Genomic DNA, 19,471 nt, shown 5'->3' with positions numbered 1-19,471 from the left:
GACGTCGATCTATCGATACAAATCCGCCCGGCTCGACGGCACGCCAGAGAGTCCGCGCGTACGTTTGGAGGCGAGTATCTGGTTCACACCGATGACGCCGCGTTCGAAGCCGAGGGACACGCCGGCGAGATAGAGCAGCCAGGCGCGTGTCGTCTCAGGCCCGACTTCGGCCTCCGCCTGTGCCTTGCGGGCGACGAGGTTCTCCCACCAGAGCCGGGTCGTGCGCTGATAATGTTCGCGCCAGGCCTCGACATCGTGCACTTCGAAGCCGAAGCGCTCGAGATTGGCCACCGACATGCCGAGGTGATCGAGTTCGGCACCGGGGAAGATGTAGCGCATGATGGCTTTGGCTTCCGGCCGTAAGCGGCCAAAGGCTTTGTCCGAGCGCTTCGCGCGCCGGGCGATGGTGTGGTGAAGATAGAGCCCGCGCGGCTTGAGCAGCCGATGGACGGTCTGAAAATAGGTCGGATGGTTGGCGATGCCCACATGCTCGAACATGCCGATGGATGAGACCTTGTCGAACTCGCCGTCCATCTGGGTGAAATCCTTGAGGATCACCTCGACCCGATCCTGCAGCCCGAGGCGCGCAACCTTCTCCCGTGCGAGCGCCGCCTGCTCCTCGGCGAGCGTCACACCGGTGGCCTTGACGCCGTAATGCTGCGCCGCGTGGCAGATGAGCGCCCCCCAGCCGCAGCCGATGTCGAGCAGACGCTCGCCGGGTTTGAGCCGCAGCTTGCGACAGATCATGTCGAGCTTGTCGCGCTGCGCGCGGGCGAGATCGTCGTGCCAGTCCGGCTGGAAGTAGGCGCAGGTATAGACCATCTCCGGGTCGAGGAAGAGTTTATAGAACTCGTTCGACACGTCGTAGTGATGGGCGATGTTGGCCTTGTTCGTGGATGGCTTGCCATCGCGTGTGCCGGGCGCTTCGGTCGGCCGGTCGAGCGGGCGCGGCATGTCGGCCGGCGCACGCAGGAAATGATAGGCGGTTTTGAGAGCTTTCAGTTTGCTCAAGGTCTTCAGACGCTTGCCGATCTTCTGCGGGCGCTGGGAGGCGAGATCGAAGATGGTGCCGTTCTTGAGATCGAGCAGGCCGGCCACATAGGCATTCAGCGCGGTGTCCAGGCTCGGGCGGCGCAGGAGAGCCGCGATCACGCTCTCCTGCTTGATGGCGAGCCGCATCGCATAGGACGGCAGGTCCGCGGGAATCGTCGACCCGTCCCACAATTCAAAGCCGAACTGGAGATCGAGCGCCCGATGCGCATCGCTCAACAGATCCCGGAACAAACCCAGTCGCGCCGTCTCGGCCACCCCAGCCATGAGCCTTCCCCTTTTCGGGCAAGGTAGCGGGAGGCTGGCGAGGGAACAACCGTTCCTTCGCCGCCATCCACGTCAGGAAAGGGTCGTGGAGCCGATCAGGTCCGACAGGTGCCCGAGCTTCTCAGGGTTGCGGACGATATAGACCCCGACGATGCGGCCCTCCTCGATGTCGATGGTGGTCGTCTGCACGATGCCGTCCCGTTCGAGGGTGACATAGCCGGGCAGCCCGTTGATCAACCCCTTGTAGAGAACCGGCGGCACTGCGAATGCGGTCTTCTGCGCCACGTCCATGAACAGACCGGACACGCTGTGGAATCCGAAGAGCGGTTTGAGGGCCGCATTCCGGATGCCGCCGCCATCCGTGTAAGCCACGACGTTCTCAGCCAGGAGATTCCGCAGCGCGGTCAGATCACCGCTGCGGGAGGCTGCGAAGAAGGCGTCAGTCACGCGCTCGCCTTCCTCCCGGTCGATGGCATAGCGCGGTCTTTCCGCGCGCACATTCTTTCGTGCTCGCGCCGCAAGCTGGCGGCAGGCAGCCGAGTCCCGGTCAAGGGTTGCAGCGACCTCGTCGAAGCCGAGCCCGAACACGTCATGCAGGAGGAAAGCTGCGCGTTCCAGCGGCGAGAGCCGCTCCAGCGCCATCATGAGCGTCAGCGACAGATCCTCGCTCATGTCCTCCTCCCGGTCCGTTTCCAGAACCGGCTCGGGCAGCCAGGGCCCGATATAGGTCTCGCGCTTGACCCGCGCCGATTTGAGGATGTCGAGGCACAGGCGCGTGACGGTCTTGGACAGGAAGGCGCCGGGCTCACGGATGGCAGAGCGGTCCGTCTGGTGCCAGCGGATATAGGCCTCCTGCACCACATCCTCGGCTTCCGCGATGGAGCCGAGCATGCGGTAGGCGAGACGGACCAGCCCCGGCCTGAGGGGCTGGAACTGGTCCGCGGCGTCACCATCAGGCGGCAACACGGCTCGCCTCGACCGGATGAATGGAACGGAAGCCGATGGCCAGGCGGTTCCAGGCGTTGATCGCGCCGATCAGCAGCGTCAGGTTGACCTGCTCGGCTGGGGTGAAATGCCGGCTGAGTTCCTCATAATCCTCATCGGGAGCATGGGTCTCGGCCACCAGGGTCAGGGCCTCGGTCCAGGCGAGCGCGGCGCGCTCGCGGTCGCTGAAGAGCGGCGATTCCCGCCAGGCGCTGAGAAGATACAGCCGCTCTTCGGTCTCGCCATTGGCGCGGGCGTCCTTGGTGTGCATGTGGATGCAATAGGCACAGCCGTTGATCTGCGAGGCGCGGGTCTTCACCAGTTCGATCAGGCTGTACTCCAGACCGCTGTTCTTCAGGGTCTTTTCCAGCTCCACCATCGGCTTCAGGGACGTGGGGGCGACTTCAAAGGGAATCAGCCGGGCTTTCATTGTCTTGGTCCTTATGGATCGTGTTGCTCACGATGCTAAGACGAGATGGCAATGCCGGATGTGACATGAAGCCCGAAAAGTTTTTCAGCAAACCGACTTTTGCCTGAGCCTTCAGCCGTTAAAAGCCGACGAACAGCATATCGAGCGCTCGCTTGATAGGGTCCTGATCGGCGGCGAGCGAACCGGCGGGACGCTGCAACTCACGAACGGGAATGGAAGCGAGCAGCGGGATCATCACCACGAGATCGCGTCCATCAAGGCGAACCAGAGGCGTCAGTTCGTTGAGGAAAGGCGCTTCACTGCGCTCAAAGAGCGGCGCAACGATGCGGGTGGCGAGCGGTCCCAGGAAGCCGGATTGCAGATCGACCACGAGCCGGTTGGAACGGCCGACACCGGTATAAACATCGAACTGGCTCATCAGAATTGCCGGAACTCGTCGAGCGGCAGCCCGTCCCCTTCGACCATGTCGTTATAAGCCTCGATGGCTGCCTTGTTGTCCTCAAGCCAGCGGGCCTTCCGGGCTTCGGCTACCGAGTGAACCAGTCCGCTTTCGCAGGCCTGAGATACGTTGATGTTGAGGGCTTTCGCCTCGGCCACAAGCTCGACGGGAAGAGTGACGTTGGTAGGGCGCCGATCCCGCATGGCTCCGATTGGCTTGGACATTACACAGCTCCACGCATAGTATGCGCATATGTTATGCGCATATATCGCTTGAGTAAAGTTAGAGGAGCTTGAAAAGCATTGTTCAAAAATCGCTTGCGATGCCCTTCACTTCCCAATCCTCATAGCGGACGGGCTCGAGGCCGCCGCGGCCCTGGAGCTCCTTCTGCTTGGCGATCTCGGCCGCACGGGCATCGATTTCGAGCCGGCGGTGGGCGGCCTCTTCCAAGGCCCGCTGGGCAGCGGGGCTGAGGGTCTTGCCCGGGGCCGAGCCCTCAATGAGGCGATCAGAATTGGTGATATCATTCGTGCTCATGAGGTGCCTTATGCCAGATAGAGCATCGGACCCAAAAGTGGATTTGCACTTTTGGGATTGATCCGATGCTCCATTCTTTGAAGAGCGCATCGTTGGGTGCCGAAAACCGGATCCACTTTTCACTGGCGCGGCCCTCTGGGTCCGCACGATGCGCGCCCCTCTTGGGAGGGAGCTGGACCATTCCCACATAGGGTTCAACGGATGAATTGTCGCTGACCACGAGGTGGAGACCCCGATGAACACCGTCAAGACCGGAATGCTGCTGGCGGGCCTGATGGCCCTGTTCGGCGTCGTTGGCTATTTCCTGGGCGGCGGGACCGGCATGATGATCGCGCTGGGCTTCGGCCTCGCGACGAACCTCTTCGCCTATTGGAACTCGGACCGGCTGGCGCTCGCCGCCCATCATGCGGTGGAGGTAGACGAGCGCACGGCGCCGGAGCTGGTCCATATGGTGCGCGATCTCGCCCAACGGGCGGGCCTGCCGATGCCGCGGGTCTATCTCATCGACAATCCGCAGCCCAACGCTTTCGCCACCGGCCGCAACCCCGAGAATGCGGCGGTCGCCGCCACCACGGGCCTGCTCCACATGCTCTCCCATGACGAGGTGGCGGGCGTGATGGCGCATGAGCTCGCCCATATCAAGAACCGCGACACCCTGATCATGACGGTGAGCGCGACCATTGCCGGCGCCATCGCGACGCTCGCCCAATTCGGCTTCCTCTTCGGCGGTCGAGGCGACGACCGACCCAATCCCATCGTGATGATTGGCACCGCGCTTCTTGCACCGCTGGCCGCCATGATCATCCAGATGGCGATCAGCCGCTCGCGGGAATACGACGCCGACCGGATGGGCGCGCAGATCTGCGGCCAGCCTCTGTCGCTGGCCTCCGCGCTCGCCCGCATCGCCGGCGGCGTGGCGCATATTCCGAACCCGGATGCGGAGCGCCGCCCCGCGACCGCCTCGCTTTTCATCATCAACCCGCTTTCGGGTCAGGGCGTGGACAACCTGTTCTCGACCCATCCCGCGACCGAAAACCGGATTGCGGCCCTGCACGCTTTGGCGCAGGAGATGGGCGCGTCGGCGCAACAGCCCGGCTTCTTCCAGCAGAGTTCGTCGAGTCCTTGGGGGTCCGTTGGGGGTTCCACCGGGGGCTCGTCAGGAGGCTCGACCGGCACTCGTCGCGGGCCTTGGGGATAGGATTTTGAATCAATCGGACGAACAGGCAGGTCTCGGACCGCGCCGCTTGGCCTGGATGGCGGTGACGGAGACCCTGAAGCGGCGCGTGCCGCTCGACGATGTCATGGAGGAGCTGGCCCGCGCGGAAAATCTCTCGCCTCGCGACGAGGCCCTTGCCCGCGCCATCGCCATCGTCACCTTCCGGCGCCTCGGCACCCTGGGCCACGCCCTGCGGGAACGGCTCAACAAGCCGCCGAAGGACGAACGCTTGATGCATCTTCTCGCCATCGGGGCGGCGCAGATCCTGTTTCTCGACGTGCCGGACCATGCCGCCGTCGACAGCGCCGTTGAGCTCGCCCAGAACGATCCCAAGCTCCATCACGCCGGCGGCTTCATCAACGCCGTCCTGCGTCGCGTCGCCCGCGAGCGCGAGCAGATCCTTAGCCAGGACGATCCCTGGCTCGATACGCCAACCTGGCTGGAGGAGCGCTGGATCGCGCAATATGGCGAGCCGCTCGCCACGAAGATGGCGGAGGCCCACCGCTCCATGGCCTCCGTCGACCTGACGGTGAAGAGCGCCCCGGAGGCCTGGGCCGAGCGCCTCGGCGGCGTGCTCCTGCCCACCGGCAGCATCCGGCTCAAGGAGCGCACCGCGATCCGCGAACTCCCCGGTTTCGAGGAAGGCGAATGGTGGGTGCAGGATGCCGCCGCCGCCTTGCCCGCCCGCCTGCTCCAGGCAAAGCCCGGCGAACGCATCGCGGATCTCTGCGCCGCGCCCGGCGGCAAGACCGCGCAATTGGCCACGACCGGGGCCGAGGTGCTCGCCGTCGACCGCTCGGCCAAGCGGCTGCAGCGGCTGGAAGAGAACCTCGCCCGTCTCCAGCTGAAGGCCGAGACCCGCGCGCTCGATGCGGAAAAGCTCGACACGGAGCCCTTCGACGCCATCCTGCTCGACGCCCCCTGCTCGGCCACCGGCACCATCCGCCGCCATCCGGACGTGGCCTGGACCAAGAGCGAAGAGGACATCCGCAAGCTCTCCGGCCTCCAGAGCCGCCTGCTCGACAAGGCAGCAAGTCTCCTCAAGCCCGGTGGACGGCTGGTCTACTGTACCTGTTCGCTGGAAGCCGAAGAAGGCGAGCGACAGGCGGAAGCTTTCCTCGCCCGCCATCCCGACTTCACCCGCAAGTCCGTCACGCCCGATGAAATCGGCGGCTTTGCGGAATGCATCACGCCACAGGGCGATCTTCGCACTCTGCCGAGCCAGCTGGCGCTGGCGGAACACGAGCGCAGCGGCCTCGACGGATTCTTTGTCGCACGGTTTGTGCACAAAGGATCATGAAGAAGGTGAATCGTCCCTTACCTGTTGTTAACCAGTCAGCAGGAACTCCTCACCTAAGTTGGCTGAGATTCAGCACAACGAAGGGAGCGCCACGGGTGGATTTCGGGCCGGATCGCTGGCGTTTGTACAGGCTTGCCGCGCGCGAGGCAGGCCGTGCCATGCGCGAAAGCACCGTCTGGGGCCTGTCGAAGCTTTCCAGCCCGCCCGTGCCCACGCGCCTGCTCTTCGCGCCGCAGGATCTGCGCACCGCCGATCCCACCATCGCCACCGACATCTATTCCGGCTTCTTCGCCTTTTCCGGCCGCGCCATCACCACTGGTGGGCGCTCGCCTTTTGCGTTTGCCCCGCCGAGCCGCGCCTGGGGCGAGGCGCTCTACGGCTTCGGCTGGCTGCGGCACCTGCGGGCGGCCGGCACGGCCCTCGCCCAGGCCAATGCCCGTTCCCTGGTGGACGAGTTCATCACCTCGAAACTCGGGGACAAGCGCATCGCCTGCAGCCCTGAGATCACGGCCCGTCGGCTGATGTCCTTCATCAGCCAGTCGCCGCTGATCCTGGAAGGAGCGGACCATGCCTTCTACCAGCGTTTCCTGAAGATCATCGGCCAGCATGTGCGAAAGCTGGAGCGCCAGGTTCGCTCCGGCGCCCTGCCCTTCCAGCAGCTCATAGCCGGCATCGCGCTCTGCTATGCGGGTTTGTGCTGCGAGGGCCTCGACCGAAATTTAAGGCGCGCGAGCCGCCTGCTCGCCCGCGAACTCGAACGGCAGATCCTGGCCGATGGGGGACATGCGAGCCGCAACCCGCGGATCATGGTCGATCTCCTGTTCGATCTCCTGCCCTTGCGCCAGATGTTCGCCAGCCGCGAGGTCGATACGCCCGAGGCCCTGCTCCACGCCATCGACCGCATGCTGCCGATGGTGCGCCTGTTCCGGCACGGAGACGGCACGCTCTCCCACTTTAACGGCATGGGCGTGACGGCGGCCGATCATCTGGCGACGCTGCTCACCTATGACGACATGCGCAGCCAGCCGATCCATCACGCGCCCCATTCCGGCTACGAGCGGCTGGAAGCCGGGCGCACGTTGGTCGTCGCCGATGTGGGCGCCCCGCCGCCGCGGCCGCTCTCGCAGGATGCCGGTGCCGGCTGCCTGTCCTTCGAGTTCTCCAGCGCCGCGCAGCGCATCGTGGTCAATTGCGGAACGCCCTATATCGCGGGCGATGCGATCATCCAGGCTTCGCGCTCGACGGTGGCGTATTCCACCGCCTCCATCGACGACATCTCGTCCTGCCAGATCGTCGACAAGAAGGGGAATTGGCTGCAGCGCCGGATCTCCGCCTGGGTCCTGCGCCGCGTCGGCCCCGTCGTCATCAGCGGGCCGGAGCGGGTGACGGCGGAGCGCAGCGAACGCGAACACGCGCAGGTTCTGAGCGCCAGCCACGACGGCTACAAGCCCCGCTTCGGGATCACCCACGAGCGGCGCTGGCAGCTCGCGCCCAAGGGCAATGTGCTGGAAGGCGAGGATAATTTCTGGAGTGAGGGCGGTCAGGCCGGCACGGCACGGGCCATCATCCGCTTCCATCTCGCGCCCGGCATCAAGGCGAGCCGCGCACAGGGCGGACGCGTGGTGATGCTGGTTCTGCCCAATCGGGAGGCCTGGCAGTTCTCGGCGATTCCGGTCGAGGCGGAACTCGAGGACAGCGTGTTCCTCGCCACCGCCGAGGGCATGCGCCGCACGGAACAGATCGTGCTGACCATCCGTCCGAGCGAGACTCCATCCGTGCGCTGGCGCTTCGAGCGCCTGGCTCGCACTTTCAATGCGGAGCAGCCTCAGGATCAGGGGCCGGAGCTGATCTGAATGCGGATCGGCAAAACTCACGAGAATCGTTCGACCCGAACCGACAGGCCTCATTAGCGCATCGTGCGGAAAAGTGGATCCGGTTTTCGCTGACGCGGCCCTCTGGGTCCGCGCCCAACGATGCGCTCTTCAAAGAGTGGAGCATCGGACCCAAAAGTGGATCCACTTTTGGGTCCGATGCTCTAGCGAAAAGTCGCTCCCGCATTCCCGCAAGAGTTCTTGGACAGTGTTCTTGGACATTGTTCTTGGACATTGCGCGTCGGATTCATGAATCCGTTCGTTTCGCCCAGCAACGGAAAACCGCCCTCCCGAAAGATCGGAACGGCGGGACATAAGCGCGAAATGAGAAGGAAAGGAGCGTCATGGGCCTGTGGCCGATGACGCTCCGGGAAGGGGTTGGTTAGAACACCGGGTAGTAGTCGTGGCCCATGTCGACGAGGGTGTCGCCGTCCGAGATGGTGGCGACCTGGGCCGAGGTGGCGCTGCCGCCGAAAGCCGTGTTGGTCGCGTTCTGGTCGATGGTGTTGAAGGACTCCTGATCGTTGAACCAGCCGCCCCAGTAGCCGCCTCCGGAGTCGAGGAGAGCATCGGCATCGGCGATGCTGGCCACCTGGGCCGATGTCGCGTTGCCATGATCGGCCGTGTTGGTCGCGTTCTGGAAGATGTCGTTCACCGAAAGCTGGAAGTTGTCCATGATATTACCTCTTCAAGTTGGCGTTGCTCTCAAGACCGCCTGAGATCTTCTCTCCGTTGGCGATGAGTGGACTTTGAACGACTTCGACGGACCTCGCTGTGAAGCGCGTCACACCCAAAAATTTTTTTCATTTTTTTGTCGCTTCTGGAGCCCAACAGAAAGAAGCGCCTTGGAGCATTGTTTGGCGAAGCGGATCCTGTTCGCCGCCAAACAACGCGACGAACCAGGAGGAGAGATGATTCCAGACAAGCGGAACCATCTTGAGCGCCGATCCGGCTCGTTTCAGTTGGGATAGCCGGTAACTTGAGCGAACCCTTCGACGACTCGACAATTGTGACCTGATCACGAGCGTTGCTTTCGCGACGATCGTTGAACGTCACGTTCGGAATGCGCGGATTCGATCGTGTCGCTCCGCGTCGAAAAATCGCCTTTCCGGGAGGCGGGGAAGGCGGGCAAGGAAGAAAAGCGAAGTAAGAAGGAAGGGAGCGCCATAGGCTCACAAGCCGATGGCGCTCGAGGAAGGCGGGGACTATCAGAAGGGGAAGAGGCCGTCGGGGTCGATGGCCGTGTTGACCGCCGTCTGATTGATCAGGTTCGTCGAGATTTGGAAGTTGAAGTCCGGAGAGCCGCCTCCGGAATCGACGAGAGCATCGGGATCATTGATGCTCGCAGCCTGGGCCGAAGCCGCATCCCCATCCAATGCGGTGTTGACGGCCGTCTGGTTGACGATGTTCGTGTCGACTTGGACGTTGATCTCCGGAGATCCCGAATACCAATCCCAGCTGTCCCCGGAATCGAAGATGGTGTCGGGATCACTGATGCTCGCAGCCTGAGCCGAAGTCGCGCTGCCACCAACCCCGGTATTGGCGGCGGTCTGGTTGATGTCGTTCAAGGAGAACTGAAAATTCTGCATGAAATTTCCTCTTCAAGTTGGCGTTGCTCTCAATACCGCCCGAGCTGCTCTCTCAGTTGGCGATGATCGAACTTGAATGAGTTTCAAGATGAGGGCTGTGAGCTGCGTCACAGCCGGACATCGTTCTGACTGGGCACGGATTGCAGAGAGAGGTTCTGCGGCTTTCGCTGCCAGCGTACAGGAAACAAGCAAAAGGCCCCTCAGGGTACTGAGAGGCCGGAAAGGAGCGTCATGGGCCTGTGGCCGATGACGCTCCGGGAAGGGGTTGGTTAGAACACCGGGTAGTAGTCGTGGCCCATGTCGACGAGGGTGTCGCCGTCCGAGATGGTGGCGACCTGGGCCGAGGTGGCGCTGCCGCCGAAAGCCGTGTTGGTCGCGTTCTGGTCGATGGTGTTGAAGGACTCCTGATCGTTGAACCAGCCGCCCCAGTAGCCGCCTCCGGAGTCGAGGAGAGCATCGGCATCGGCGATGCTGGCCACCTGGGCCGATGTCGCGTTGCCATGATCGGCCGTGTTGGTCGCGTTCTGGAAGATGTCGTTCACCGAAAGCTGGAAGTTGTCCATGATATTACCTCTTCAGGTTGGCGTTGCTCTCAAGACCGCCTGAGATCTTCTCTCCGTTGGCGATGAGTGGACTTTGAACGACTTCGACGGACCTCGCTGTGAAGCGCGTCACACCCAAAAATTTTTCTGAATTGAACGCCGATTGGGCGAAGTGGCCCGACCTCTTCCGCCTATCTTGGCGCAGTTCGTCGCGAGCGGCCCAAAGGACTGAACCGGAGACCTAACGGCCACGCTCTCCATGCATCCCAGGCAAAAGGGGATGGTCCGAAACTCAGGCCTGCCCGGTTCCCATCCTTGGCCTGCCGTGGTATCGCGCCCGCATCTTCACCCTTGAATGGAGCGGCCGCCATGCCGAGCGACCTGAAGCGCGTTTCCCGCGCTCTGCTTTCCGTATCCGACAAGACGGGTCTCGTGGACTTCGCCCGCGCGCTCTCCGAGCGCGGCATCGAGCTGGTCTCCACCGGAGGCACGCATAAGGCGCTCAGCGAGGCGGGCCTAGCCGTGAAGGACGTGAGCGAGCTCACCGGCTTTCCCGAGATGATGGACGGGCGCGTGAAGACGCTGCACCCTTCCGTCCATGGCGGCCTGCTCGGTATCCGCGCCAACCCGGAGCATCAGGCGGCGATGCTGGCCCACGGCATCCAGCCCATCGACCTCCTGGTGGTGAACCTCTATCCGTTCGAGGCGACGGTGGCCGCGGGAAAACCTTACGACGATTGCATCGAGAACATCGATATCGGCGGCCCCGCCATGATCCGTGCGGCGGCCAAGAACCACGGCGACGTGGCGGTGGTGGTGGACGGCGCCGATTACGGCGCGGTTCTTGACGATCTTTCCGCCTATGACGGCTCGGTGACGCTCACCTTGCGCAGGCGCCTCGCCCAGAAGGCCTATGCCCGCACCGCCGCCTACGACGCGGCGATCTCCAACTGGTTCGCCACCGAGCTCGGCGAGGAGACCCCGCCCTTCCGTGCGCTCGGCGGCACCATCGCGGAAGTGCTGCGCTACGGCGAGAACCCGCACCAGAGCGCCGCCTTCTACCGCACGCCCGAGAATCGCCCCGGCGTCGCCACCGCCCGTCAGGTGCAGGGCAAGCAGCTCTCCTACAACAACATCAACGACACCGATGCGGCTTATGAGGCCGTGGCAGAATTCCTGCCGGAGCGCTCCGCCGCCATCGTGATCGTCAAGCACGCCAATCCCTGCGGCGTGGCGGAAGCCACAACCCTGCGCGAGGCCTACGAGAAGGCCCTGCGCTGCGACCCGGTCTCGGCTTTCGGGGGCATCGTCGCCATGAACCGCCCGCTCGATGCGGACGCCGCGAAGGCCATCACCGAGATCTTCACCGAGGTGATCATCGCGCCCGACGCGACCGAGGAGGCGATCGCCATCGTGGCCGCCAAGAAGAACCTGCGTCTGCTGCTGGCGGGCAGCCTGCCCGACCCGCGCCAGGAGGGCCTGACCCTGCGCACGGTCGCCGGAGGCTTTCTGGCCCAGAACCGGGACAACGCGGTGGTCGACGCCATGGACCTGAAGGTGGTGACGAAGCGCGCCCCCACCGACCGGGAGCTGGAAGACCTGCGCTTCGCCTTCCGGGTCGCCAAGCACGTGAAGTCGAACGCCATCGTCTATGCTAAGGATCTTGCAACGGTCGGCATCGGCGCCGGCCAGATGAGCCGCGTCGATTCCTCCCGCATCGCCGCCTGGAAGGCCGCCGAGGCGGCAAAGGCTGCCAATCTGCCTGAGACCCTCGCCAAGGGCTCCGTGGTCGCCTCCGACGCCTTCTTCCCCTTCGCGGACGGCCTGCTGGCCGCAGCAGAAGCCGGCGCCACGGCAGTGATCCAGCCCGGTGGCTCCATGCGCGACGACGAGGTCATCAAGGCCGCCGACGAGGCGGGCCTCGCCATGGTGTTCACGGGACACCGGCATTTCCGGCACTAAGCCCAACACAACGCGTCATCCCGGACGGCGAAGCCGATCCGGGATCTTTTTTGGAATAGAGCTCTGGACCCTCTCCCCCTCGTTGGGGAGAGTTGGAGAGCGGGGTACAGCGCCGGACTGGAACGAGGAAGGCGCCAACACCCCTTCCCTAGCCCTCCCCCACAAGGAGGGGGCCTCCCGCGCTAAACTCCTCAAGCGATCCCGGATCTCCGCTACGCTCCGTCCGGGATGACGTTCCTCCTACCTCTCCCCATATGAAGCGGAGCAGAAGGAGACGTTCATGATCATCACCACGACGCCGAGCATCGAAGGCCGCCGCATCGCTTCCTATCGCGGCATCGTTTCGGGCGAAGCTATCTTAGGCGCCAACGTGTTCCGCGATTTCTTCGCCTCGATCCGCGACGTAGTCGGCGGACGCGCGGGATCCTACGAGCGCGTTCTGCGCGACGGGCGCGACACGGCCCTGCAGGAGATGATCGAAGAGGCGCAGCGCCTCGGAGCCCACGCCATCGTCGGCGTTCACCTCGATTACGGCGCGCTCGGCAAGAACGAAGGCATGATGATGGTGTCGGTCAGCGGCACGGCGGTGACGCTGGAATAAACCTCTCCACTGTCATTCCGGGGCGAGCGTAGCGAGAGCCCGGAATCCATAAACACGACGTTTCAGAAAGAGGCGAGTAGCGTTCCGCCTGCTTCTGCATCGTCAGCGGTTATGGATTCCGGGCTCGCCTGCGGCGCCCCGGAATGACAGTGGGTGAGACTAAACCCGCTTCACGCCGCTCAGGAGCCAGAATCCAACAAGCAGGAACAGGATCAGCACCGCCGGTCCTGCCGCCTGCGTCTGGAAGATTGCCGTCGCGACGGCGACGGCGAGCGGCGCGAGGAAGGACGTGACTTTTCCTGACAGCGCCAGCAGGCCGAAATAGCGCCCGGCTTCCTGCGCGGGCACCAGCCGCGCCAGGAGGCTGCGCGAGGAAGCCTGGAGCGGACCGGCAACGGCACCGATGACGAGGCCGAGCAGCACGAACAGCTTCTCGGGCGCGGAGCCGTAGAGGCCGTCGTCAGGAGCGGGCGCCGCCGTTGGCACGACGAAGAGGATGTGTTCGCGTCCGAGCGACAGCACGCCGAGGCAGACGAGCGCGAGAATCACGATCGCTCCGAGGATCACCGGCTTTGCGCCGATGCGATCGTCGAGCCGCCCGCCGACCAGCGCGCCGATGGTCCCGGTGACGGTGAGCAGGATCCCGAAGATGCCGAGCTCGATGGCCTGCCAGCCGAACACGCCGGCACCGTAGATGCCGCCGAAGGCGAACAGTGCCACAAGCGCATCCTGATAGATCATGTTGGCGATGAGAAAGCGCCCGACGCTCTCGTGCCGCCGTGCATCGGCGATGGTGCTCCTCACCTGCTCGAGCCCCTTTCGCGCCGCCTCTTTCAGGCGCATCCCCGAGCGCGGAATATCGGGCGTGAAGAGAAAGAGCGGCAGCACGAAGAGCAGAAACCACAGGGCGGAGAACGGTCCCGTGATGCGGTCTCCTTCGCGCGTGGCCGGATCGAGCCCGAAGAGCGGGTCTAAGCCGAAGACCGTCTTCATCGACACCGGATCGGGGCTAAGAAAACCGAGCACGATCACGAGCGAGACGAGACCGCCCAGATAGCCCATCGCCCAGCCGGTGCCCGAGAGACGCCCAAATCGCTCCGGCGGCACGAGATGCGGGATCATGGCATTGTTGAATACCCCTGCGACCTCCACCGCTACGGTGCCAAAGGCGAAGCCGATCAGCGCGATGGCAATGGCATAGGGCTGTCCCGGCGCCGCGTACCACAATGCGAAGGAGGCGATGAACAGCACGAGACCGCACGACGCGATCCAGGGCTTTTTCGGCCCCGTGGCATCGGCAATGGAGCCGAGCACCGGCGAGAGGACGGCAAGCACCAGTCCCGCCGCCGCCGTCGCATAACCCCACAAACTTTGTCCGCTCACCGGATCGGGCGCGAGTGCGGAGGCGAAGAAGGGCGCAAAGACGAAGGTGGTGACGAGTGTGAAGAACGGCTGGCATGCCCAGTCGAACAGAAGCCAGCCGAAGATCGCGGGACGCGAGGCCTTTTGTGAGGGCGCGAGGGGATTGATGTCTCTCACTGGAGTTTGGCTTCCACTTTAGCGTTCCCCTCCCCCGTCATCGCCGGCCTTGTGCCGGTGATCTCGGTCCGAAAAGCGTGACGCTTCACATCATTGAGATGGCCGGGACAAGCCCGGCCATCTCAATGATGTGAGAGGGTGTCATTCCCGGCCGGAGCGCAGCGGAGGGGAAGGGAATCCATAACCCCGCGCATCTGCGTGGATCCCCTTCCCTCGCCTTGCTTGGCCTGAGGATGACACCTGCGTAATTCTCCTCCCCGCAAGGGGAGGAGAGTCCGCGAGCTTAGTTAGCTCATCCGCGCGAGATCGCCGAGGAGGCTCGCCGCGACGGTGATCTTCGACAGCGTCAGGCCGGACGAGACGATGCCGTCCACCGCGCTTCGGATGCGGTTGACGTCGGCGCCACGCTTTTCGCTCCAGGCCCGCACGGCCTCGACGCCCGAGAGATCCTGAGACGACACTTCGGCCGTCAGGCCGCGATGGGCATAGGCGATGCTGTCGATGGCGCGATCGAGCGCGAGACGATCAAAGTAGTCGCTGACATTGATCTGCTGTGCCGCGCTGATGAGCGCGCCGAGCCGGAACGAGGCCTCGAGCGCGAAATGCGTGCGGGCAATGTCGTTGACGGGTTTACCAGTCTTCTGCGCCGTCTGCACGATGTCAGGGGCAGCAACCAGATCCGGCAGCGATGCGATGCGGCGTGCCAGATCCTCCGGCGTGCCCTCATCCACCAGTGCCTTGGTGCGTGCATCCCATGCGGCCTGCGCTTCCGGCGACAGCGTCTCGGTGAGGCTGCGCTCGACCTCGGCGATCCCGGCCTGATAGGTGCCGATGATCTCATCAAGGGAATGGTTGACGAAATCCACGTTGCGGATGAACCAGACGATCCGGTTCATCAGAAGATCCTGCAATTCGCCATAAAGATGCAGCTGCACCTTGCCGGGCACAACGCCGTCGAGCGCATCGATGGCGAGGTTCAGCTCGGTGAGGCCGAAGGAATCGCGGGTGGCCGCATAGGCCGCCGCAATCGTCGGCGCATCCGCGCCGGTCTGGTCCACCAGACGGGCCACCATGGTCGGCCCGCCCCGGTTGATGAGGGCATTGGCGAGCTGCGTCGCGATGATCTCGCGGCGCAGGCGGTGGCTTGCGATCGCGTCCGGGAAGCGCTCACGCATCTCCGCCGGGAAATAGCGTTCCAGCTCCTTGCCGAGATATGGATCGTCCGGCACAGGGCTTTCCAGAAGCTCGTCGTGGAGCGAAAGCTTGGCGTAAGCCAGCAGCACCGCGATTTCCGGCCGCGTCAGTGCCTCGCCGCGACGTCCGCGCTCGGCGAGCGTGCTGTCGTCCGGCAGATATTCCACCGCGCGATTGAGACGACCCTGCGCTTCCAGCATGTGCATGAGCCGGCGCGCGAAGCCGAGATCGGCAAGGCCCAGCTGCTCGGAGAGCGAGAGCGCCAGCGTCTGCAGGTAGTTGTTGCGCAACACGAGAGCGGCAACATCCTCGGTCATGTCGGCGAGAAGTTCGTTACGCTGGTCCTGGGTCAGACGCCCGTCGCGCTCCGGCGTGGTGAGCGCGATCTTGATATTCACCTCCACGTCGGACGTGTTGACGCCGGCCGAATTGTCGATGGCATCGGTGTTGAGGCGAACACCGCTCTGCGCCGCTTCGATGCGCCCGCGCTGGGTCACACCGAGATTAGCGCCTTCGCCGATCACTTTGGCGCGCACCTCCGGACCGGTGATGCGGATCGCATCGTTGGCGCGGTCGCCCACCTGCTCGTCGGTCTCGGCAGATGAGCGGATATAGGTGCCGATGCCGCCGAACCAGAGCAGATCGACACGGGCTTTCAGGATCGCGTGCATCACCTCGGCCGGCGTGGCCTGAGGCTTGTCGATGTCGAGAAGCGCGCGCATCTCGTCCGAGAGCGGGATCGACTTCGCATTACGCGGGAACACGCCGCCGCCCTGCGAAATCAAGCTCTTGTCGTAATCCTGCCAGCTTGAACGGGGCAGGTTGAAGAGACGCTCGCGTTCCTTGAAGGCGCTTTCCGGATCCGGGTTCGGATCGATGAAGATGTCGCGGTGGTCGAAGGCCGCCACGAGCTTGAGCGCCCGCGACAGGAGCATGCCGTTTCCGAACACGTCGCCCGACATGTCGCCGACGCCCGCCACCGTCACCGGCGTGGTCTGGATGTCGATGTCCATCTCGCGGAAGTGGCGCTTCACCGCTTCCCAGGCGCCGCGGGCCGTGATGCCCATCTTCTTGTGGTCGTAGCCCTGGCTGCCGCCGGACGCGAAGGCATCGCCGAGCCAATGGCCCTTCTCGATGGACAGCGCGTTGGCGATGTCGGAGAAGGTGGCCGTGCCTTTGTCGGCCGCGACCACGAGATAGGGATCGTCACCGTCATGCCGCACGGTATCGGCGGGCGGGACCACGCTCTCGCCGACGATGTTGTCGGTGAGCTGCAGCAGCGTGCGGATGAAGATGCGGTAGCTCTCAGTCCCTTCCGCCAGCCAGGCCTGCCGATCGCTCGCGGGAGGCAGGTGCTTGGGCACGAAGCCGCCCTTGGCGCCGACCGGCACGATGACCGCATTCTTGACCTGCTGCGCCTTGACGAGACCCAGCACTTCCGTGCGGAAATCCTGCGGCCGGTCGGACCAGCGAAGGCCGCCGCGCGCCACCTTGCCGAAGCGCAGATGCACGCCTTCGACGCGGGGCGAATAGACGAAGATCTCGTAGAGAGGCTTGGGCAGCGGCAGGCCGTCCACCTTGGCGCATTCGAACTTGAACGCGATGGTCTGGCGCGGCAGGCCATTGTCCTCGAGCTGGAAGAAATTGGTCCGGATCGCGGCCTCGATCAGGTTGACGAAACGGCGCAGAATCCGGTCGTCGTCGAGGCTCGTGACGTCCTTCAGCTGATTTTCGATTTTTTCGCGGATCGCGGCTTCGGCACCGGCACGATCCTTGTCCTGGCGCGGGTCGAAGCGCGCGTAGAACAGCTTGACGAGATCGGCCGCGATGGTGCCGTGACGGGCCAGCGTCTCGGCGATGTAATCCTGCGCGTAGGTGACTTGTATCTGGCGCAGGTAACGGCCGAGCGCCCGCACCATGGCGACATCGCGCCAGCCGAGACCGGCTTCGAGCACGAGGCGGTTGTAGCCGTCCGATTCCGCAAGGCCGCGGAAGAGAGCAAGCAGCGCCGCTTCGATCAGGGCCTGGATCTCGTCGATCTTGATGACGCCGCCGGAGGCGCGCTCCAGGGTCATGTCGTGCAGCCATACCCTATCCGTGCTTGAGAAAGCGACGCGATAGGTACGCTCGTTGACGACGCGGAAGCCGAGGTTTTCCAGCAGCGGCACACGCTCCGACAAGGGCAGCGCCACGTTGAGCGAGAACACTTTCAGGTTCACGCGGGTCTCTTCATCGCCTTCGCGGCGATAGAGATCGACGGCGCGGGGACGCGCCTCCGAGAGCTGCTCCAGCAGAGCGATATCGGCGATGGCCTGCTCGGCGCCGAAAGCCTCGCGATAGGCGGCGCTGAAGGCTTCCGCATAGCGGGACGCGAGCGAGCGAGCACGGGCGCCACCGACGGTATCATCGAGCGCATCGCGCAGCGCATCGGCCCAGGTACGGACGATGGCGGAAATGCCTTTCTCGAGAGTTTCGCGCGGCACGTCCGGGGTCTGCCCCTCGTCGCGGCCGATGATGTAATGGGTGCGTGCGAGCGGGCCTTCCGGATAATCTGGGTAAGAAGCGGAAACGCGGCCCTCGTAAATGCTGGCTAGGAACTGGCCGATGCGCTGGCGCGCCTGGGTGTCGTAGCGGTCCTTCGGCACGAAGACGAGAACCGAAACGAAACGGTCGAACTCGTCGACACGGGCGAGCGCCCTCACCCGCGGACGCTCCGACAGGTTCATGATGTCGATGGCGAAGTGATAGAGCGTGTCCTCGTCGATCTGGAACAGTTCGTCGCGCGGATAGCTTTCGAGCACGTTCAGAAGCCCACGGCCCGCATAGCTCGCCGGATCGAAGCCGGCGCGCGCGAGGACCTTCGCCACCTTGAGGCGCAGGTAAGGCACCTCGCCCGTGGTGTTGGTGTAGGCGCTGGACGTAAACAGGCCGACGATGCGCAATTCGCCGCGCAGATGCCCGCTCTCGTCGAATAGCTTGACGCCGATATAGTCGAGATGGGCGCGGCGATGGACGCGGGATTTTACGTTCGCCTTGGCGATGATGAGCGCCTGCGGACGCGCCAGGAAGGCCCGAACCTCCGGCGTCATCGCCACAAGCTCGCGGCCGCGGCGCAGCACGCGCACGGACGGATCGCGCAAGAGGCCGAGGCCCGAGCCTTCGACCGGATCGGCCGCGGTATCGCCGGAAGGAAGACGGTATTCACGCAAACCGAGGAACGTGAAGTTGTCGCGCGCGATCCAGTCGAGGAAGGCGATGGCTTCGTTGACCTCGTCCTCCGGCAGCGGCGGGGGATTGAGGCGGTAATTGTGCACGATCTCGGCAACCCGGGAGCGCATCCCCGGCCAATCGTGCACCGCAACGGAGACGTCCCTGTGGACGAGGCGCATGGCCTCGATCAGGCGGGTCCGGGTCCCGGGATCGTCGAGGCGCGGCAGATGGATGTGGATGAAGCTTTCGCGCTTCACGCCGAGCCGTAGCGCCGCCGTGGCCTCGCCGACCAGGCGCACGAGAGCGCCGTTGGAATCCCGCTCTACGGCCAGGATCGGATGCGCCACCAGCAGCGGCTCATAACCCTGGTCCACGACCTCGGCGAGGGTCGAATCGAGCAGGAACGGCATGTTGTCGTTGACGATCTCGAGCACCGTCACATCCTGGCGCCGGCCCTCGCGCTCGATCTCGAAATCGAGGAGGCGGATGTCGGCACCGTCGGCGGTGCGGGAGGCCTTGAGATGCTCGAAGGCTTCCGCAGCGAGATCCGCCAGCGTCTGCGGCGAGTAAGGCGCCAGATCCTCGGGCGGCACACGCCCGAACAGATCACGCACGAAGGTTGGCGGAATGGATTTGTGCCCGGATTCCAGCACAGCGACGGCTTCCGCCGTCACTTCGCTTCCGCTGGTCGGTGTATCCAGCTTCATGCGCGCATCCTCTTAATTTTTTGGTCGCGGGAG

16 protein-coding genes are annotated in these 19,471 nt (G+C 64.2%); 5 read left to right on the top strand and 11 right to left on the bottom strand.

Going from position 1 to position 19,471, the window contains the following annotated elements; genetic code table 11:
* Positions 1–9: 9 nt before the first annotated feature.
* The 6 genes from JO965_RS01740 to JO965_RS01715 all read right to left on the bottom strand — a co-directional run bounded on the left by JO965_RS01740 (position 10) and on the right by JO965_RS01715 (position 3,707).
* Positions 10–1,317, bottom strand: coding sequence for a class I SAM-dependent methyltransferase (locus JO965_RS01740; protein ID WP_203442008.1), 1,308 nt, complete (start codon positions 1,315–1,317; stop codon positions 10–12).
* A gap of 72 nt (positions 1,318–1,389) precedes the next feature.
* A complete protein-coding gene (locus JO965_RS01735; RefSeq protein ID WP_203442007.1) occupies positions 1,390–2,283 on the bottom strand; it encodes a sigma-70 family RNA polymerase sigma factor in 894 nt (297 codons plus the stop codon).
* Entirely contained in the window at positions 2,270–2,731 is a 462-nt protein-coding gene (locus JO965_RS01730; protein WP_203442006.1) for a carboxymuconolactone decarboxylase family protein, read from the bottom strand. The genes JO965_RS01735 and JO965_RS01730 overlap by 14 nt, the downstream gene beginning before the upstream one ends.
* A 118-nt stretch (positions 2,732–2,849) precedes the next feature.
* Positions 2,850–3,149: a CcdB family protein gene (locus JO965_RS01725; RefSeq protein ID WP_203442005.1), complete on the bottom strand. Its 300-nt coding sequence runs from the start codon at positions 3,147–3,149 to the stop codon at positions 2,850–2,852.
* On the bottom strand, positions 3,149–3,394 hold the full coding sequence (locus JO965_RS01720) for a type II toxin-antitoxin system CcdA family antitoxin (protein WP_203442004.1): 246 nt from the start codon (positions 3,392–3,394) through the stop codon (positions 3,149–3,151). The genes JO965_RS01725 and JO965_RS01720 overlap by 1 nt, the downstream gene beginning before the upstream one ends.
* Positions 3,395–3,476: 82 nt before the next feature.
* Entirely contained in the window at positions 3,477–3,707 is a 231-nt protein-coding gene (locus JO965_RS01715; RefSeq protein WP_203442003.1) for a DUF1674 domain-containing protein, read from the bottom strand.
* Positions 3,708–3,942: 235 nt separating this feature from the next.
* Here JO965_RS01715 and htpX point away from each other — a divergent pair, with 235 nt between their 5' ends.
* The 3 genes from htpX (at position 3,943) to JO965_RS01700 (ending at position 8,076) form a co-directional block, all read left to right on the top strand.
* Complete coding sequence (gene htpX / locus JO965_RS01710; RefSeq protein ID WP_203442002.1) at positions 3,943–4,905, top strand: zinc metalloprotease HtpX; 963 nt, start codon at positions 3,943–3,945, stop codon at positions 4,903–4,905.
* Between the two features lie 55 nt (positions 4,906–4,960).
* Entirely contained in the window at positions 4,961–6,223 is a 1,263-nt protein-coding gene (rsmB, locus tag JO965_RS01705; protein WP_203444020.1) for a 16S rRNA (cytosine(967)-C(5))-methyltransferase RsmB, read from the top strand.
* A 95-nt stretch (positions 6,224–6,318) separates the two neighbouring features.
* Complete coding sequence (locus JO965_RS01700; RefSeq protein ID WP_203442001.1) at positions 6,319–8,076, top strand: heparinase II/III family protein; 1,758 nt, start codon at positions 6,319–6,321, stop codon at positions 8,074–8,076.
* A gap of 400 nt (positions 8,077–8,476) precedes the next feature.
* Here the strand turns inward: JO965_RS01700 and JO965_RS01695 are convergent, their stop codons facing one another.
* The 3 genes from JO965_RS01695 to JO965_RS01685 all read right to left on the bottom strand — a co-directional run bounded on the left by JO965_RS01695 (position 8,477) and on the right by JO965_RS01685 (position 10,246).
* On the bottom strand, positions 8,477–8,770 hold the full coding sequence (locus JO965_RS01695) for a hypothetical protein (protein ID WP_203441999.1): 294 nt from the start codon (positions 8,768–8,770) through the stop codon (positions 8,477–8,479).
* Positions 8,771–9,302: 532 nt separating this feature from the next.
* Entirely contained in the window at positions 9,303–9,683 is a 381-nt protein-coding gene (locus tag JO965_RS01690) for a hypothetical protein (RefSeq protein ID WP_203442000.1), read from the bottom strand.
* Positions 9,684–9,952: 269 nt separating this feature from the next.
* Positions 9,953–10,246, bottom strand: a complete 294-nt coding sequence (locus JO965_RS01685; RefSeq protein WP_203441999.1) for a hypothetical protein — start codon at positions 10,244–10,246, stop codon at positions 9,953–9,955.
* Positions 10,247–10,594: 348 nt separating this feature from the next.
* Here JO965_RS01685 and purH point away from each other — a divergent pair, with 348 nt between their 5' ends.
* Both purH and JO965_RS01675 read left to right on the top strand, forming a co-directional pair.
* Positions 10,595–12,187: a bifunctional phosphoribosylaminoimidazolecarboxamide formyltransferase/IMP cyclohydrolase gene (purH, locus tag JO965_RS01680; RefSeq protein ID WP_203441998.1), complete on the top strand. Its 1,593-nt coding sequence runs from the start codon at positions 10,595–10,597 to the stop codon at positions 12,185–12,187.
* Between the two features lie 280 nt (positions 12,188–12,467).
* Positions 12,468–12,788 carry a heavy metal-binding domain-containing protein gene (locus JO965_RS01675; protein ID WP_009493654.1) on the top strand — a complete coding sequence of 107 codons (321 nt, stop codon included), beginning with the start codon at positions 12,468–12,470 and terminating at the stop codon, positions 12,786–12,788.
* 159 nt (positions 12,789–12,947) lie between these two features.
* On the opposite strand, the gene JO965_RS01670 is transcribed toward JO965_RS01675, so the two are convergent.
* Entirely contained in the window at positions 12,948–14,327 is a 1,380-nt protein-coding gene (locus JO965_RS01670; protein ID WP_203441997.1) for an MFS transporter, read from the bottom strand.
* Positions 14,328–14,614: 287 nt separating this feature from the next.
* Positions 14,615–19,438, bottom strand: coding sequence for an NAD-glutamate dehydrogenase (locus JO965_RS01665; protein WP_203441996.1), 4,824 nt, complete (start codon positions 19,436–19,438; stop codon positions 14,615–14,617).
* Positions 19,439–19,471: the final 33 nt, after the last annotated feature.

Origin of the sequence: Microvirga sp. VF16 (genome assembly GCF_016864375.1) — a bacterium.
In the GTDB taxonomy this organism is placed as follows: Bacteria; Pseudomonadota; Alphaproteobacteria; order Rhizobiales; family Beijerinckiaceae; genus Microvirga.
Note: the sequence above shows the minus strand (reverse complement) of the source record. Positions and strands in the feature narration are given on the sequence as shown.

Excerpts from the sequence above, each read along its gene's own strand:
- JO965_RS01740 (WP_203442008.1), bottom strand. The coding sequence starts at position 1,317 with ATGGCTGGGGTGGCCGAGACGGCGCGACTGGGTTTGTTCCGGGATCTG.
- JO965_RS01730 (WP_203442006.1), bottom strand. The coding sequence starts at position 2,731 with ATGAAAGCCCGGCTGATTCCCTTTGAAGTCGCCCCCACGTCCCTGAAG.
- JO965_RS01725 (WP_203442005.1), bottom strand. The coding sequence starts at position 3,149 with ATGAGCCAGTTCGATGTTTATACCGGTGTCGGCCGTTCCAACCGGCTC.
- JO965_RS01720 (WP_203442004.1), bottom strand. The coding sequence starts at position 3,394 with ATGTCCAAGCCAATCGGAGCCATGCGGGATCGGCGCCCTACCAACGTC.
- JO965_RS01715 (WP_203442003.1), bottom strand. The coding sequence starts at position 3,707 with ATGAGCACGAATGATATCACCAATTCTGATCGCCTCATTGAGGGCTCG.
- htpX (WP_203442002.1), top strand. The coding sequence starts at position 3,943 with ATGAACACCGTCAAGACCGGAATGCTGCTGGCGGGCCTGATGGCCCTG.
- rsmB (WP_203444020.1), top strand. The coding sequence starts at position 4,961 with ATGGCGGTGACGGAGACCCTGAAGCGGCGCGTGCCGCTCGACGATGTC.
- JO965_RS01695 (WP_203441999.1), bottom strand. The coding sequence starts at position 8,770 with ATGGACAACTTCCAGCTTTCGGTGAACGACATCTTCCAGAACGCGACC.
- JO965_RS01690 (WP_203442000.1), bottom strand. The coding sequence starts at position 9,683 with ATGCAGAATTTTCAGTTCTCCTTGAACGACATCAACCAGACCGCCGCC.
- JO965_RS01685 (WP_203441999.1), bottom strand. The coding sequence starts at position 10,246 with ATGGACAACTTCCAGCTTTCGGTGAACGACATCTTCCAGAACGCGACC.
- purH (WP_203441998.1), top strand. The coding sequence starts at position 10,595 with ATGCCGAGCGACCTGAAGCGCGTTTCCCGCGCTCTGCTTTCCGTATCC.
- JO965_RS01675 (WP_009493654.1), top strand. The coding sequence starts at position 12,468 with ATGATCATCACCACGACGCCGAGCATCGAAGGCCGCCGCATCGCTTCC.
- JO965_RS01665 (WP_203441996.1), bottom strand. The coding sequence starts at position 19,438 with ATGAAGCTGGATACACCGACCAGCGGAAGCGAAGTGACGGCGGAAGCC.